This is a genomic window from Paenibacillus alkalitolerans (assembly GCF_016482785.1).
GTDB classification, from domain to species: Bacteria; Bacillota; Bacilli; order Paenibacillales; family YIM-B00363; genus Paenibacillus_AE; species Paenibacillus_AE alkalitolerans.
This window is the reverse complement of record NZ_JAEMXM010000013.1, coordinates 21115-36867: the sequence shown is the minus strand read 5'-3', so window position 1 is coordinate 36867 and position 15753 is coordinate 21115. Positions and strand designations below refer to the sequence as shown.

The window sequence follows — 15753 nt, the reverse complement described above, 5'->3', positions numbered from 1 at the left end:
TCCCATACAATTGATGGTAACCTTCCGGAGATCATTTGTCTAATCGTGCCTGAAGCCTAAATCTTTTAACACCCGTTCTTGATTGCGCCAATCCTTCTTCACTTTGACCCATAATTCGAGGAAAATTTTCGAGCCGAGAAGCAGTTCGATATCCCGGCGGGCTCCTTCGCCGACAGCCTTCAACAACGCTCCCTTCTTCCCGATCACGATCGGCTTTTGCGAATCGCGCTCGACGAAGATGACGGCGGATATGTCGACAATGCCGTTGTCCCTGACACTCATGGATTCTATGGTTACAGCGACGGAATGAGGAATTTCCTCTTTGGTGAGGTGCAGAATTTTTTCCCTTATCAGCTCCGCGCATACGAATTGCTCCGGATGATCCGTCACTTGATCGGCAGGATAATATTGCGGTCCTTCCGGCAAATATTTGCCGAGCTGTTCAAGCAAAACGGTCACGTTGTTGCCGTGCAGAGCGGAAAACGGTACGATCTCGGCAAACTCGTACAGCTCCTTGTATTGCGCGATAATCGGAAGCAGCTCCTCCGGATGCACGGTATCTATTTTGTTCAAGCCCAGTATGACCGGGGTGCGCACGCCTGCCAGCTGCTCGATGATAAACCGGTCGCCGCCTCCAAGTCCCGCGGAGACGTCGACGAGGAACAACACGACGTCGACCTCTTTTAACGTATCGGTAGCGACCTTCACCATAAAATCGCCGAGTTTGGAATTCGGCTTATGTATGCCCGGCGTATCCAGAAATACGATCTGCATCCGGTCCGTCGTATATACGCCATGTATTTTATTCCGTGTCGTCTGCGGCTTGTCGGACATAATCGCGATCTTCTGTCCGATGATCTGATTCATCAGTGTGGACTTGCCCACGTTCGGCCTGCCGATAATCGTAATGAATCCCGAGTGAAAAGGTGCGTCCGCCATCAATCGTCGTATCCCTCCAGTATGAATGCCCTCGGCAGCAGTTCGGAAACGGTCATTACGGCCGTATCGCCTTTCAAGTTGCCCATGATGACCGGCATGTCCGGCGGGCAAAGCTCCGCAAGCACTTGCCTGCATACTCCGCAAGGCGTGCAAGGACCGTCCGTGTCGGCGACGACCGCGATCGCGGCGAAATCGCCCCGCTTCACGCCGTCGGCGATTGCGCGGAACAATGCTGTTCGTTCGGCGCAATTCGTCGGCGAGTATGTGCCGTTCTCCACGTTGCAGCCGTAATGAATTTGCCCGTGCTTGTCCAGCAGCGCGCTGCCGACCGCAAACCGGGAATAAGGCGCATATGCGCGCTGCCGCGCCTTCAACGCATGCTCCGTTAATTGCTCGTTCGTTACCGTTGTCATCGGTTCCACCCGTCCTTAACTTTCCTCATTCGCGGAATAACTATTTCCATTGCTCGATAAAAGCGGGAATCAAAATAATGATTGCGACCGCAAGAGCGAATATCGACACGATCAGCACGGCCGCGGCCGCCGTATCTTTCGCCGCTTTCGCGATCGGATGCCGGTCCGGCGAGACGAGATCCACGACTTGCTCCAGCGCCGTGTTCAGCAATTCGGCGGACCATACGAGAGCGATGGCGAGAATGACCCAAAGCCATTCCTGTGGCTCAAGCCTGGCGAAGACGGATGCAATGATCGCGGCGGCTGCCGCCGCGAGATGAAATTTCATGTGCCTTTGGGTACGGACAGCGAATACGAAGCCTTCCAATGCGTATCCGAAACTGCGCAGCCATTTCATGGCGGGGATCAGCGGGTGAGTCCCGCTTGCTGCAGCACGGATTCTTGCTTTCGGACCATCTCTTTCTCCGAAGCTTCATCTTCATGGTCGTACCCGATCAAATGAAGAAACCCGTGGACGAACAAAAAACCGATCTCACGCTCGATGGAATGCCCGTATTCTTCGCATTGGCGTTTGGCCGTCTCCAGGGATATGACGATATCTCCGATCGGGTCGTCTTCGATTTCCGGTGCGTCAGCCATTTCGTCACCTTCCCACATTGAGAACGACAGCACGTCGGTCGCTTTGTCGATATTGCGGTATTGCCGGTTCAAATCGCGGATTTCTTCGTCGGTAACGAACGTCAAGGCGACTTCGCCGTTGTCCACTCCTTCCGCGGCGCCCGCCAACGCCAGCAGCCGCTCGAGCGTCTCTCCGATGCCGTCCGGCAGCGGAACGGTCTCTTGTTCATTCATCATTTCGAGTCTCAAGCTCATGAGCTTTTCGGTTCCTCCTTGTCCTTCGCGGCCTGCGCGGCTTCCGGATATTCGATCCGTGAATGGAAGATGCCGAGCAGCGTTTCTTTCATGCTCTTCGCAATGGTGTCCAATTCCTTCAACGTCATGTCGCATTCATGGAATTGTTGATCGTCGAGCCTGTCCTTAATAATTTTGCGCACCATGCCGTCGATCTGCTCGACGGTCGGATTGCGCAAGCTTCGAACGGCCGCCTCCACGCAGTCGGCTATGCCGACGATCGCGGCTTCCTTCGTTTGCGCCTTCGGCCCCGGATAGCGGTATTCGGCTTCGCTGACCGCTTCCGCGGCGGCAGCCGACTCCTCCGCTCCCGTTCCGTCCGGTTCGGCTCGACCCGCAAGTTCTTCTTGTTGCTTTAACGCTTTGTAATAAAAATATTTCAGCAGCGTCGTGCCGTGATGCTGCTCCGCGATATCCCGGATCGGCTTCGGAATTTTCGCGTCGCTTAACATATCGACGCCGTCCTTGGCATGCGCGATAATGATCGCTTTGCTGACGCTAGGCTGAAGCGAATCGTGCGGATTTTCCCTGTTCATCTGATTCTCGATAAAATAACCCGGTCTTCGCGTTTTTCCGATATCATGATAGAAAGATCCGACCCGGCACAGCAGTCCGTTCGCCCCGACCGCTTCAGCCGCCGCTTCGGACAAATTGCCGACCATGACGCTGTGATGGTACGTTCCGGGCGCTTCGGTCAGCAGCTTGCGCAGCAGCGGATGGTTCGGATTCGATAATTCCACAAGCTTGAGCTGCGACAATATCCCGAAGGTTACTTCAAAGAACGGCATGAGCCCGATGACGAATACCGCCGTCAACAGCCCGCCTGTAAACGCATATGCCACGGACAGAAGCACATCTTGATAATCGGATCCGCCGGGCTCCGAGATGAAAGCGATCGCCGATACGGTCAGCGCGGAAAATACGGAAACCGACAAGCCCGCCCGCAATATCGATGCGCGTTGGCTCGCTTTGCGGATGGCGAATATGGAAACGAAACAGATCACCGTAAAGACAATGCCGTAATTGTAATCGAAAATCAGATCGGAATTCATATTGAACGTAATGCTCGCAAGCACCCCGAAAATAGAGGACGAAATAAGCGCAAGTTGGTCGTCCAATAGAACCGCAATCAACATGGTCCCCATGGCGATAGGCGCCAAATACGCGATAGACGGGTCAATCCCTTGTCCGATCGCGACCGTCTCCATTGCGATCACGTTGATTATGAATATAAGCAGCAGCATTAACAACGGCCGGTTATCGCTTCTGATCGTCAACCGGCTGTTCCTCACGAACATATACAGGGCGCCTGTGAATAATAGGACAAGGATGGCCAGTCCTACACGCGGCAGTAAGTTGTTGTCCCGATTTTGAATAAGACCGGCGTTCTCGAGTTTGGAGTAAATTTCGGACGTGATCAGCTGGCCTTTCTCCACGATCGGCTCGCCCTTTTCAATATAAATCGTCTGCGTTTCCCGTTGAGCCGTTTCCCTGGCGTCTTCCGTCGCTTTCGCGTCGTAGAACCGGTTCGGCGTCAGCGTGAATCGCACCAGCTCTTGTGCAAGCCCGCGCGCAAAACTCGTGTTTATCGAAGAAGCGTTGACCAGTTCCGGCACCTTCTGGCGCACCGTATCCGCGTCGCTTACCGGATCGCTCATCAGACGGTTGACCAAATCGATGACGACGGGTTCCATTTCTTTCAACTGCGACGGCTTCAATTTCGGTAATTTATAAAAGTCCTCTTCGGGGAACCGGTACTGCTGCTCCCGCAGCTTGGCGGTCATCTGCTCCAGCAGCGACTCGTTGTATGTGCCGGCCGACTGCAGACGTCTGATAAAGCTGTCGTATGTTTCATGATACAAGTCCGGAAGCTTGTTTCGGTAAATGCTTGCCTTCTCGTCCGACGTCAAGCTTTCGTCGGCGTTGATTTTCTCGATTTCGTCGAAGAGCCGCTCGACGAGCTCCGTATTTTTCATCGGCACGAACGTGGATACCGGCGGTACGCGTTTCGAGGCCGTCTCTTTCGCTTCCTCCGTCGCGATTTTATCCTCCAGCCGCTCCGGAGCGTAGATCGTTTCCGGGCTGGACGAATCCACCTCAACGTCGAAAGTCGGTTTAATAACGTCACCGGATAACGAGAAATAAAAAAGAAGGGCGAACGACAACAAAAGCGCTGCCCTTACACCCGCACTATACTTCCAACCGGTTGCCTGATAGCGGTGTTTCCCGCGAATGCGAACTTCATTCGACGTCATAGAGCGTCGGTCCTCCTACTGCTGTTGGTTTTCCTTGTCGTTGTTGTATGCGGAGATGATTCTCTGAACCAAGGAATGGCGGACGACGTCCGCTTCGGCAAAGTAGATAAAGCCGATCTCTTCAACGTGTTTCAATATGCGCTCGGCTTCGACGAGCCCGGATATTTTGCCGCGCGGCAAATCGATCTGGGTCACGTCGCCGGTAATGACCATCTTGGACCCAAAACCGAGGCGGGTAAGAAACATCTTCATCTGCTCCGGAGTCGTATTCTGCGCTTCATCCAAGATGATGAACGAATCGTCCAACGTCCGACCCCGCATATACGCAAGCGGAGCGACTTCGATCAAGCCCCGCTCAAGCGCCTTGGCAACCGCTTCCGGCCCGAGCACGTCGTTCAGCGCGTCATACAACGGACGCAAATACGGATCGACCTTCTCCTGCAAATCGCCCGGAAGAAAACCGAGACTTTCCCCGGCTTCCACCGCCGGTCTCGTAAGAACGATCCGCTTCACTTTGCCTTCTTTCAACGCTCCTACGGCGGTCACGACCGCGAGGTACGTCTTGCCCGTCCCCGCCGGGCCGATCCCGAACACAATATCCTTCTTCCGGATCGTCGTAACGTAATGATTCTGGCCGATCGTCTTCGCTTTAATCGGTTTGCCTTTATATGTGGTCGTTATTTCGCCTTTAAACAAATGGAGAAGCTGGTCGGCCTGCAAATTGTCCGAAAGCTCCAGCGCATAAAGCACGTCCCGTTCGGAAAGCGAATATCCGCCCCGTACGAGCTCCAACAACACTTCGAACAATTGTTGCAATTGCTCGACTTCGCGTGCGTTTCCGCGGATCACGATCTCCGCGTCTCTGGAAAATACCGCGGCCTCCGTATGTTTCTCGATCAGGTGCAAGAATGCGTCCTGCGGTCCGAAAAGCGCGAGACCTTCAGCGGCATTTCGCAGCGGAATTTTTGCGGAATTGGCTGCATCGCGTTCGATCAACGGCATCCTTCACTCCTCAGTCGGTAGGTTTCGTTTGCTGTTCATGGCGACTTTTCCTCGGGCGGCTGCAGTTCTTGCTCGAGTATCGGCCGCTCCGCCGCGATATCGACCTCGGCTTCAAAAAGAACTTTCAACACCACTTTACCATTGTCGACACGCTCATGCAAAATTTTTTGGTCCCGAATAACCGCTTTCGTCCCTACTTTGCTCAGAAGATCAGCCCTGGCGTTCCGCAATCCGGCTTCCCTCGCTTCGTTTTGGGACACCTTTTCATTAACGATCCTCGCTTCCTGATACGTCTCATGCAGCCATCCGACCGGCAGCAGCCAATCCCTCCACTGCAGCCGGCTGCGTTCGCTCGTCATTTTCTCCTGCTTGTACGCTTCTTGCCCGTAACCCGTCAGCTGCAGCGCCCGGTTGCCGATGACAAGGTACCATCTCGACTGCCGTTCTCCGGTCAACACCGTATGTTTGCGTTCAAGCGGCGATTGCACCGTGTATTCGTACCAAACAAGACCTCTGACGTCTCCATCCGCCACGACCACCTTACGGTTCTGATCATCGCCGAGAATTCCCGAAATAAGAATGTCGCCTTTCCGAACGCGGGTGTTAACGCCGACTTGCGGCACTCCCGTTTCCGCCAAGATGCGCGTAATGACTGCGTCGGACGATGCTACTATATGCCTCGGATTGCGAGGCTCTCTCTTCTTCGGAACGGTCGATTCGACGACTTGAATGCGCACGGTCGTTCCTTGGATTTCGACCCCGATCCAAGCGACGTTCGGAACCGCTTTGGACAAGCGCTGCGACAGCTCGCTGCGGTCTTTCAATTTCCACTTCCATTGGTGAAGGAACAGCCCTTCGGAGCGAGCCGCATTTAAAATTCGATCTTCCGGAATCGTATCGTTGCCCGAAACTTCGATGTTCCAAACAATAGATGAGAGCAAGTACAATCCGATGAGAAACGCCGCCGCTCCCGCCATGAACCACTTACGCCTGTCCAGTTTGTCCAAAAAAAAGGGAAGCCCGTGCCGCTCCAACACGCGAATGCGAAGGCCTGTCTGCTTTAAATGCGGTTTCAGGCGAAAAAAATCGGAAAGCACCACATACAACTCCGCCTTCCCTTCCCCGATTCGGCGAATATCCCATACCCGGTAATTCCGTTCGATCAAGCGGTTGATAAACGGCTCAAACGGTTCCCCGGCAACGGCTATTTTGACATATCCTCTAATGAACGAGACGAGACCTGAATTCATGGGCGCTCCTCCTTGTCTTTCTGTTTACAAATATTTCACTTCGCGGATGATCCCTTCGATAAACATTTCCTCCGGAAGGATTGTCCTGATCGATAGCTGCTGCCCGTATACTTCCATGCTTCCTTGCGAAAGCGCAAGCTTCAAGTATTCCCCCGTAAACTGGAGCACGCCGCGATGGTTTTCAACATACAGCTGCATATTGCCGATCATCGTTACGCGCGGCAAATCGAAGATGACGTCTTGCGGCAGATCGAGCATGTCGGCCGTCCATTTGGTGAACTTGCGTGTAAAGCGGCGCATGGGTCTGCGGGCCCCCCTCCTGTTGCTCTTAACAAAATATGCCGCGAATCGGCCATTTATGATGAGTGGCCTGCTCCCACGGTGCCAAAGCGCGCAATGGCTGCGGGCACATGTAGGGAAGACGTTCGTGCGCCTCTGCAACGGAACTTTTGTCCGTTGCGGGGAGCTAAGTTCTAACCGAGTGCGATCGAAACCGAAAAATTTCGGCTAAAAAGTGTAGATACTGGAACTGCAGCCCAACACCGGCAAAATCTCGGGCCAATCACGACCGTAAGCTCGCACAAGTTAAAGACAATCCTTTAAGGTCAATTTTTGACCCTATTGTGATCGATAGGCTCAATAATTGACCTTACCATCTTGAATTGAGCCTCCGGAAAGGAGGATTGACCGAGATACGGTCAAAAATTGAGCCTATTTGAGCGGATGACGGATGCAATTCTGAAATAAGGTCAAAAACTGATCCTATTGTGATCGATAGGGTCAATTTTTGACCTTATTATGGTGCGATGGCAGCGGTCCCCCACTCGATTTCAACCAAAAAATACCGTCGCAAACAAAAAAACTCCAAAGCCGCTTTAAAAGCGGATTGGAGTTTTCCAACAGTCCCTATCGTCTTGTCCCGTATGGCTTCTTCGATCGCGGTGGTCCGAACACTTCGGCCCACATCATCCCCTGCGCCGGATTCATGGAGGCAGCGCCCGACAACGGCGTTTCCGCGCCATACGGATGCTTCGAGTCCGGACGCTCCGCAGCCGGCTGCGGCCTCAAGTAGCGGTCATCGCGCTTCGCCCGAACTTCATGGTTCTTCGGTACATCGCGTTCCCCGTACTCGGATTGATCACCGCGCACGTCCGGAACCTCTGCCCGTACGGGCTTCGGTTCCGGTTCACGCTCGACGGCGACGGGACCCGCTGTCCGGCGCGTGTCTCCCCAAACAGGGCCTTGCCCGAACGGGGGCATCGGATTCGTTCTCCTGCCCGCGCCTGGGGCTCCGCGCAATCTTTGAAACAGAAAGGAGAGAATACCGAACAGAAACACGAGCACAAATATATTCTCAAACAAAAATTCAATGATTCTGAACAGCTTCCGTCACCTCGCTTCTTATGGCAGTCGCCGCCTCAACACGCGGGAGCGATGCATAACGGTTACTTCTTATCGGATTCTCCCGGATTCGACATATGGCCGAACGATTCGCGCATGTTCGTATCCGCGTCGATATTTCTGAGGTTCATGTAATCCATAACGCCAAGCTTCCCGTTCCGCAGCGCTTCCGACATGGCCAGAGGCACTTGCGACTCCGCCTCGACGACTTTCGCGCGCATCTCCTCGACTCTCGCTTTCATCTCCTGCTCCTGCGCTACGGCCATCGCGCGGCGCTCTTCCGCTTTCGCCTGGGCGATGCGCTTGTCGGCTTCCGCTTGTTCCGTCTGCAGGTGGGCGCCGATGTTTTTGCCGACGTCAACGTCCGCGATATCAATGGACAAAATTTCGAACGCGGTGCCGGCATCAAGACCTTTGCCAAGCACGGTGCGGGAAATCAAATCCGGATTTTCCAATACGTCTTTGTGGGTAGTCGCCGAACCGACCGTTGTCACGATCCCTTCGCCGACGCGCGCCATGATCGTCTCTTCCCCGGCGCCGCCGACCAAGCGATCGATGTTCGCGCGCACCGTAACCCGCGCTTTCACCTTGACTTCGATGCCGTCCTTCGCGACCGCGGACACCCAAGGCGTCTCGATCACCTTCGGGTTGACGCTCATCTGCACCGCCTGCAGCACGTCGCGCCCCGCAAGATCGATCGCCGCGGCGCGCTCGAACGCGAGCTCGATATTCGCGCGTTCCGCCGCGATCAACGCGTTGACGACGCGGTCGACATTGCCGCCGGCCAGGTAATGGCTCTCAAGCTGGTTCACGCTCACTCCGAGTCCGGCCTTTCGAGCCTTGATCATCGGGTTGACGATGCGGCTCGGAATGACGCGGCGAAGACGCATCGCGACGAGCGTAATGATTCCGACGCGCACGCCGGAAGCGAGTGCGGAAATCCACAGCATAATCGGGAAGAAGCTCAAGAAAACCACAACCGCGATCAATATCGCAGCAATCAGTAATAATGTTGCAAGTTCCATCGTTTCAACAACCTTTCGTCCAAAATGATTTATCGGTTTTCGCCGGGCGAGGGAGAGACCTCCCTAACGACGACGCGAACACCTTCGATTTCCACTACTTCCACCTTCGCATTCGCAGCGATCCAATCTCCGTACGTGACTACGTCGATACGTTCGCCGTCGATCTGTACGACCCCCGACGGGCGAAGCGGCGTCACTGCCGTTCCCGTCCGGCCGATCAATTCGTTCTTCGCTTTATGGGAGACGTATCCCTCCTCGGTGCGAAGCTCCTCTTTAAGGATGAAGCGGTTCCAAACACCTTTATGCTTAAAATAGCGAACGAACACCGCCACGATGACGCCCGCGGCAAGTACGGCTATGCCGAGCGATACAAGCGCATTGCCTGTGTCGTATGCAGCCATCACCACGCCGCTGATCAACGAAATGATCCCCAGAATGCCTAGTATGCCGAAGCTCGGAATGAACAATTCCAGCACCAGCAGCAGCACGCCCGCAATAAACAGCGCCAAATGCTCCACCCCCGCAAATCCCGCGACATAATTGCCCAAAAAATACAGCGCGAACGAACAAATTCCGACTATGCCCGGCACTCCGAATCCGGGTACGAGCAGCTCGATCAGCAGTCCGGCCAAACCTAAAATAAACAATATTGTCGTTGTCGCGGGATGCGTCAGCACCCTGGCGAGGCGTTCCGCCAGAGTCGGCTCGATCGTATCGTAATCTGAAACTCCGAGCTCCTTCATGACTTGCTCCAACGAATCGACCACCGCCGAAGCATACCCGACTTTTACCGCTTCTTCCGCCGTCAGTGTAATCAATTGGCCCGGCTCTTTCGTTCTTGGGATTTCCGGCATCTCGACTTTCACCGTTTCGTCAACCATCCCGACGGCGATGTCCGGGTTTCGCCCTGTCGCTTCCGCCGCCCCGCTCATCGCGCCGACCCACATGGAGACGATCTTCGAATCCGTCACCCGTTCGCCCGACACCGTAACCACCGCGGCGGCACCGATCGTGCTGCCCTGACGCATGTAGATGCGGTCTGCGTTCAAGGCGATGTAGCTTCCTGCCGATATCGCTTCCCCGTTCACATAAGCTACGGTTTCCATCGTGCTGTTGCGGATCAGCGCGCCGATATCGCTCGCGGCGTCCACACGTCCGCCGAACGTATCGATCTCCAGCACGACGGTCCGGACCCCCCGGGCTTCCGCCTCCGCAAACGCCCGTTCCATAAACTTCTGCAGCCCCGTCTCAATCGTCTGGTTTACCGGAATAACGGCGACACCATTCGCAGCATCTGGCGCATCCTGCCCATCTTCCGCACCGGCGGCGGCACCGGCCAACCAAGACAAAAGCGAGCCGAGGATCAGCACGGCGCACAAACCGAACCGTATCGATTTCATTCTTATATACAACCCTCCGATCTTTTTGTTCCTAAGATGTATACGCATAAAAAATCCTGCTGTTTCAATATTATAAGAAAAACTCCGATCGAAGTAATTCGAAGAAGCGGGTACGTCCGTTTAAGGAAGTTTTTCTTGCAACTTAAGATTTCACATTTTGATTTTTCAATTCTTATGTTTAGCAAAAAACGCCCCCGAATAAATTTTTCGGGAGCGTTCGCATCTCGTATAACTATGACAACAGCCTCTGGACGGTCTCGTTAACCAATCGGCCTTCGGCGCGTCCTTTCACTTTCGGCATTAATGCGCTCATCACTTTCCCCATGTCGCTCTTGGAGGATGCACCTACTTCTTGGATCGTCTCTTGGACGATCGCTTGAAGTTCATGTTCGGTAAGCGGTTGAGGCATATAACGCTGTATAACTTCAATTTCGGCTTTCGCGGTGTCGGCAAGGTCTTCACGGCCGGCTTTCTCGAACTCCTGGAGGGCGTCTTTTCGCTGCTTCATCTCACGGGTAAGGATATCCAGCACTTCTTCGTCGCTGAGCGTCCTGCGCTGATCGATTTCCACGTTCTTGACCGATGAACGAATCATACGGATGACGCTGAGGGCAAACTTATCGCCGCTCTTCATCATTTGTTTCATGTCTTCGTTCAAACGTTCGCTCAAGTTCATCGGTTAAAAGCCTCCTAGTATTTCCGCTTGCGGGCAGCTTCGGACTTCTTCTTGCGCTTCACGCTCGGCTTCTCGTAATGTCTGCGTTTTTTTACTTCCGCTAAAACGCCGTCTTTGGAGATTGATCTCTTGAAGCGGCGAAGAGCAGCGTCGATCGTCTCGTTTTTGCGAACTTTTGTTTCGGACACCTGTTTTCCCTCCCTCCGACCATTCACTCCAAGAAACATGGTATATCAGACAATATTATATGTGAAAAGGAAACAGGGTGTCAACTTAAAACAATGAACGGTTAATGATGGATCGCTCCGAGTTTTTGCCCCCCGAGCAAGTGATAGTGCAGATGATACACGACTTGTCCGCCTTCCGGCCCGCAGTTATTGATCAGCCGGTATCCCCGCTCCTTGATGCCGAACTGCTCGGCGATTTGCTGCGCCGCATGATGTATGTCGCCGAGCAAGCGCAAATCTTCACGCTCAACGTCGTTCATAGTGGCTATATGCTTCTTCGGAATGATCAAAATATGTACGGGAGCGGCGGGTTGAATATCGTGAAACGCGAGCACGGTGTCGGTTTCGAGCACTTTCTTCGAAGGGATCGATCCTTCAATGATTTTGCAAAAAATGCAGTCCATCGTTCTTCGCATACCTCCGTCGGGATGTCGTTTTCCACATTTTAACGAAAAACGAACCGCTCGTCCAACCTTCATACGCCGAAACTCGCGTTTGCGGTCACGCGAGTTCAGCCGGTAAACTTTAATAATAAGGGAGCAGCGAAAGCGCCAACAGCGCGGCGCATATCGGCCATCGCTTCCGCGTCGGACATCGGCACCGCTAAGTATACATTGTCGTCGTCCATCTCCACGACGATGCCGTCGATGCTCGTTCCGTCCTTCAATTGAACGAGCACGTATTTGTGCATATGTTTTTTCACGAGTTCCTGCGCTTGTTTTTTTTCCGTCGGAATACACCTCCCATGGTGATATGTATATTCACCCATGGGCAAAAGGCTACTTGCACTCGCAAAAAATCAAGCACGGCATCTCGGAGAACTTCGCCGCCTTATCCCGTTATCACAGCTCGTCCCAGTTCAAATTCGCGGATTTCGTGTAATTCGTCACCTTTTGCTCAAAAAAGTCCGTCTTCATCCCGTTCATGTTGCTGAAGCTTTCCACCCACTTCATCGGATGTTCCGAAACTTCCGGATAGAGCGGCGCGAGCTCCAGCTTGCGAAGCCGCTCGTTGGACAAATACTTGATGTACCGGTCGATGATTTCATCGCTCAAGCCTGCGATCATGTTGCGGGTAATGTATTGGCCCCAAGCGATTTCGTTCTCGACGGCGGTGCGCATCATCCCGCGCAGCTCCTCGACCATCTCCGGCGTGAACAGCTCCGGATTTTCCCGCCGCAGCTCGCGGAAGATGCCTTGGAACAGCGCCAGATGGGTGAGCTCGTCCCGCTGTATATATTTGATTTCCGACACGGTGCCGAGCATCTTGCCCTGCCGGCCGAGAGCGTAGAAGAAGCTGAAGCCGCTGTAGAAATAAATTCCTTCCAAAATATAATTGGCCATGATCGTGCGCAGCAGGTTCGTCTCCGACGGATCTTCCAAAAACCGTTCGTACAAGTCGGTGATAAACCGGTTTCTGGCCAGCAAGTGCTCGTCCTCTCTCCACTCGTTGTAAATCCGGTCCCGCACCTCCGCCGGGCAGACGCTGTCGAGGATATACGAATAGCTTTGGCTGTGCACCGCCTCCTGGAACGCATGCACCGTCAATATGAGATTTACTTCCGGAGCCGTAATGTACTCGTTGATGTTCGGCAAGTTGGAAGTTTGCAGCGAGTCGAGAAAGATGAGGAACGATATGATCTTATCGTAGCTCTGACGCTCTTCCTGTGATAATGCTTTGTAATCCTTGGCGTCCTGAGCGAGCGGAATTTCTTCCGGTATCCAAAAGTTGTTCATCATCGTCCGGTACATTTTCGTCGCCCACTCGTATTTCACGTTATTGAGCTCGATCAAGTTCGTCGTGTTGCCGCCGATCATGCGCCGCTTGCCCCAATCCCGGTCCCCGCGCTCGTTAAACAGCTTCTTCTTTTCCAATACCATGTATTTTCAAATCCCTTCTTATGATGAAAAATGTTCCCGCGGAATGCTTGATTCGAGCGGTTAAGCCGAGCAAGAGACGCAATCTTCCACTTCAAGACTTTGGTTGCGGCAGTAATACACCGTCTTCAGACCGTTTTCCCAGGCAGCCATATACAGCTCGAGAAATTCCCGCGCCGACAGCTCCGGCGTGATGTACAAGTTGAACGATTGAGACTGGTCGATGTGGCGCTGTCTGACGCCCGCCGCGCGTATGCTCCAAAGCTGGTCGATCCGGTGCGCCTCCTTATAGAACCACATCGTTTTCGGCCCGAGGTTCGGAGCGGTTTGCGGGATGACGGCGTTTTTCTTCTCTTCGACGAAGAACTTCCTGTACACCGGATCTATACCCGCCGTCGAACCGGCGATGAGAGACGTCGATGCGGTGGGCGCGATCGCGAACATCCATGCGTTGCGCACGCCGTATTTCGCAACTTCGGCTTGGAGCTCGCTCCATTCGGAGGTGGCGTAATCGCGCTGTTTGAAGTACTCGCCGGTTTGCCATTCGCTCCCTTCGAACATCGGGTAGGCGCCTTTCTCTTTGGCGATGTCTTTGGAAGCTTTGATTGCGCAATAGTTGATCCATTCGTACAGCTCGTCGGCCGTTTGCAAATGCTCTTCGGATTCCCAAGCGACGCCGTTTTCCGCCAACAGCTGGTGGTACCCGCTCGTCCCGAGTCCGACCGCCCGGTATTTCTTGTTCGTGATTTCAGCCTGCGGTACAGGATAGCGGTTCAAGTCGATCACGTTGTCCATCATGCGCATCTGCAGCGAGACGACCCGCTCGATGTCCTCCTTCGTGCGCACCCGCCCGAGATTGAGCGACGACAGGTTGCATACGACGAAGTCTCCTGCGCGCATGCGCGTCGTGATGACGCCGTCCTCGTGGAACATTTGCTCCAGCTCGGTGGCGCTGCCGTTCTGCGCGATCTCGGTGCACAGATTCGAGCAGTAGATCATGCCGGCGTGCTTGTTCGGGTTCGAGCGGTTGACCGTGTCCCGGAAAAACAGGAACGGTGTGCCTGTTTCGAACGAACTGGTCATTATACGCTTCATGATGTCGATGGCCGGGATTTCATCCCTGCTTAGGGCAGGGTTGCCGATGCAAGCCGCGTACCGTCGCAACCATTCGTCCCCCCAGCTGTCCTCGAGCGAAAAGCCCATGACGGCGCGAACCTCGTGCGGGTCAAACAAGTACCACGTTCCGCGCTGCTGCACCTGCTTCATGAACTCGTCGGGTATGCACACCCCGGGGAAAATGTCATGCGCCTTCATCCGGTCGTCGCCGTTGTTCGTCTTCAAGTTGAGAAAATCCAAGATGTCTTTGTGCCACACGTCCAAGTAGACGGCCACCGCGCCCGAACGCACGCCCAGCTGGTCGACGGCAAGAGCGGTATTGTTGTAGTTTTTGATCCACGGAACGACGCCGCCCGCCGCTCCTTTATGCCCCCGGATGTCTGAGCCTCTGCTGCGCACCTTGCCGATGTAGATGCCCATGCCGCCCCCGTGCTTCGATACTTGCGCAAAGCTTTGATCCACTTGATAGATGCCCCATAGATCGTCCGGGACGGTGTCTATGAAACAGCTAGAAAGCTGGTGGTGCGGCTTGCGCGCGTTCGCGAGCGTCGGCGTCGCCACCGTCATCTCGAGCTTGCTTAACACGTCATAGAATTGCTTTGCGTAATGAACGCGGTCTTTCTCTTTCATCGCCAGGTGCATCGCGACGCCCATGAACAGCTCTTGCGGAAGCTCCAGCACCTCTTTGCCTCGTCCTTTGATCAGGTATCGGTCTGCTAGAGTTTTGAGCCCGATATAGTTGAAGAGGTAGTCTCGCTCGGGTTTGATATAGCCGCAAAGCTCGTCTACTTCGGATTTCGTGTACGTTTCTAGTATGTATTTGCCGTAGAGGCCGCGCTCGGTGAGATCGGCGATTAACGTGTAGAGGTCGCCGTAGCCGAACGTTTCGTACTGCCGGTTGATACCCGCCTCTTTGTAGAGATCGTAGATTAATAGTTTTGCGGCGACGAATTGCCACTCCGGTTGTTCGACACTCGTCTTTTCCACCGCGGTTTGGATGAGCAGCCTCTGGATCTCCTTCGTCGTCATGCCGTGGCGAAACAGCGGGAGCAGCGCGGCTTCCAGCTCCAGCGGATCGGTCTCCTTGTGGGGAGCACACGCGAAATCGATCACTTTTTTCATTTTCGCGAAGACAAGTTCTTCTCTGGCACCGTTTCTTTTGACAATTTCCATAGCGGTTTGTTTCTCCTTTTGTTTGAGATTCATCTATAATTTTCTGTAACAAGAAAGCGCCTATTGGACCAGGCTTCCGCCTTGTAA

The 15753-nt window shown here is 54.1% G+C and carries 17 protein-coding genes; all 17 read right to left on the bottom strand.

From position 1 onward, the window contains the following. Positions 1–39 precede the first annotated feature (39 nt). Complete coding sequence (gene era / locus JET16_RS18955) at positions 40–939, bottom strand: GTPase Era (protein WP_199618775.1); 900 nt, start codon at positions 937–939, stop codon at positions 40–42. Next, a complete protein-coding gene (gene cdd, locus JET16_RS18950) occupies positions 939–1352 on the bottom strand; it encodes a cytidine deaminase (RefSeq protein ID WP_199618769.1) in 414 nt (137 codons plus the stop codon). The genes era and cdd overlap by 1 nt, the downstream gene beginning before the upstream one ends. A gap of 40 nt (positions 1353–1392) precedes the next feature. After that, entirely contained in the window at positions 1393–1749 is a 357-nt protein-coding gene (locus JET16_RS18945) for a diacylglycerol kinase family protein (protein WP_199618757.1), read from the bottom strand. Between the two features lie 8 nt (positions 1750–1757). Beyond that, entirely contained in the window at positions 1758–2225 is a 468-nt protein-coding gene (ybeY, locus tag JET16_RS18940) for an rRNA maturation RNase YbeY (protein ID WP_199618754.1), read from the bottom strand. Then, positions 2222–4519 (bottom strand): HD family phosphohydrolase, encoded by a 2298-nt coding sequence (locus JET16_RS18935; protein WP_199618752.1) that lies wholly within the window; start codon positions 4517–4519, stop codon positions 2222–2224. Before JET16_RS18935 ends, ybeY begins: the two co-directional genes overlap by 4 nt. Positions 4520–4534: 15 nt before the next feature. After that, positions 4535–5521 (bottom strand): PhoH family protein, encoded by a 987-nt coding sequence (locus tag JET16_RS18930; protein ID WP_199618750.1) that lies wholly within the window; start codon positions 5519–5521, stop codon positions 4535–4537. A gap of 35 nt (positions 5522–5556) precedes the next feature. Next, positions 5557–6771 carry a sporulation protein YqfD gene (gene yqfD / locus JET16_RS18925; RefSeq protein ID WP_199618748.1) on the bottom strand — a complete coding sequence of 405 codons (1215 nt, stop codon included), beginning with the start codon at positions 6769–6771 and terminating at the stop codon, positions 5557–5559. Between the two features lie 24 nt (positions 6772–6795). Beyond that, a complete protein-coding gene (gene yqfC, locus JET16_RS18920) occupies positions 6796–7071 on the bottom strand; it encodes a sporulation protein YqfC (RefSeq protein WP_199618746.1) in 276 nt (91 codons plus the stop codon). 606 nt (positions 7072–7677) lie between these two features. Continuing rightward, a complete protein-coding gene (locus JET16_RS18915; protein ID WP_199618737.1) occupies positions 7678–8031 on the bottom strand; it encodes a hypothetical protein in 354 nt (117 codons plus the stop codon). A 185-nt stretch (positions 8032–8216) separates the two neighbouring features. Continuing rightward, positions 8217–9197, bottom strand: a complete 981-nt coding sequence (gene floA, locus JET16_RS18910) for a flotillin-like protein FloA (RefSeq protein WP_199618735.1) — start codon at positions 9195–9197, stop codon at positions 8217–8219. A gap of 29 nt (positions 9198–9226) precedes the next feature. Further along, the gene (locus JET16_RS18905; RefSeq protein ID WP_199618727.1) at positions 9227–10597 is read right to left on the bottom strand and encodes an NfeD family protein; all 1371 of its coding nucleotides are present in this window, start codon (positions 10595–10597) and stop codon (positions 9227–9229) included. 232 nt (positions 10598–10829) lie between these two features. Further along, positions 10830–11273 carry a GatB/YqeY domain-containing protein gene (locus JET16_RS18900; protein ID WP_199618725.1) on the bottom strand — a complete coding sequence of 148 codons (444 nt, stop codon included), beginning with the start codon at positions 11271–11273 and terminating at the stop codon, positions 10830–10832. Positions 11274–11287: 14 nt separating this feature from the next. Next, positions 11288–11461, bottom strand: a complete 174-nt coding sequence (gene rpsU, locus JET16_RS18895) for a 30S ribosomal protein S21 (protein ID WP_199618723.1) — start codon at positions 11459–11461, stop codon at positions 11288–11290. Positions 11462–11562: 101 nt separating this feature from the next. Further along, positions 11563–11904, bottom strand: coding sequence for a histidine triad nucleotide-binding protein (locus tag JET16_RS18890; RefSeq protein WP_199618721.1), 342 nt, complete (start codon positions 11902–11904; stop codon positions 11563–11565). Positions 11905–12011: 107 nt separating this feature from the next. After that, complete coding sequence (locus JET16_RS18885; protein WP_199618718.1) at positions 12012–12203, bottom strand: hypothetical protein; 192 nt, start codon at positions 12201–12203, stop codon at positions 12012–12014. 139 nt (positions 12204–12342) lie between these two features. Next, on the bottom strand, positions 12343–13380 hold the full coding sequence (locus JET16_RS18880) for a ribonucleotide-diphosphate reductase subunit beta (protein WP_199618715.1): 1038 nt from the start codon (positions 13378–13380) through the stop codon (positions 12343–12345). 60 nt (positions 13381–13440) lie between these two features. Beyond that, on the bottom strand, positions 13441–15666 hold the full coding sequence (locus JET16_RS18875) for a ribonucleoside-diphosphate reductase subunit alpha (RefSeq protein WP_199618713.1): 2226 nt from the start codon (positions 15664–15666) through the stop codon (positions 13441–13443). Positions 15667–15753 lie beyond the last annotated feature (87 nt).

Bases quoted from the DNA above. Each gene is read 5' to 3' on its own strand.
- JET16_RS18915 (WP_199618737.1), bottom strand. From the start codon at position 8,031: ATGCCCCCGTTCGGGCAAGGCCCTGTTTGGGGAGACACGCGCCGGACA.
- JET16_RS18900 (WP_199618725.1), bottom strand. From the start codon at position 11,273: ATGAACTTGAGCGAACGTTTGAACGAAGACATGAAACAAATGATGAAG.
- JET16_RS18930 (WP_199618750.1), bottom strand. From the start codon at position 5,521: ATGCCGTTGATCGAACGCGATGCAGCCAATTCCGCAAAAATTCCGCTG.
- yqfD (WP_199618748.1), bottom strand. From the start codon at position 6,771: ATGAATTCAGGTCTCGTCTCGTTCATTAGAGGATATGTCAAAATAGCC.
- JET16_RS18875 (WP_199618713.1), bottom strand. From the start codon at position 15,666: ATGGAAATTGTCAAAAGAAACGGTGCCAGAGAAGAACTTGTCTTCGCG.
- JET16_RS18945 (WP_199618757.1), bottom strand. From the start codon at position 1,749: ATGAAATGGCTGCGCAGTTTCGGATACGCATTGGAAGGCTTCGTATTC.
- cdd (WP_199618769.1), bottom strand. From the start codon at position 1,352: ATGACAACGGTAACGAACGAGCAATTAACGGAGCATGCGTTGAAGGCG.
- JET16_RS18905 (WP_199618727.1), bottom strand. From the start codon at position 10,597: ATGAAATCGATACGGTTCGGTTTGTGCGCCGTGCTGATCCTCGGCTCG.
- yqfC (WP_199618746.1), bottom strand. From the start codon at position 7,071: ATGCGCCGCTTTACACGCAAGTTCACCAAATGGACGGCCGACATGCTC.
- era (WP_199618775.1), bottom strand. From the start codon at position 939: ATGGCGGACGCACCTTTTCACTCGGGATTCATTACGATTATCGGCAGG.
- JET16_RS18935 (WP_199618752.1), bottom strand. From the start codon at position 4,519: ATGACGTCGAATGAAGTTCGCATTCGCGGGAAACACCGCTATCAGGCA.
- JET16_RS18890 (WP_199618721.1), bottom strand. From the start codon at position 11,904: ATGGACTGCATTTTTTGCAAAATCATTGAAGGATCGATCCCTTCGAAG.
- ybeY (WP_199618754.1), bottom strand. From the start codon at position 2,225: ATGAGCTTGAGACTCGAAATGATGAATGAACAAGAGACCGTTCCGCTG.
- JET16_RS18880 (WP_199618715.1), bottom strand. From the start codon at position 13,380: ATGGTATTGGAAAAGAAGAAGCTGTTTAACGAGCGCGGGGACCGGGAT.
- floA (WP_199618735.1), bottom strand. From the start codon at position 9,197: ATGGAACTTGCAACATTATTACTGATTGCTGCGATATTGATCGCGGTT.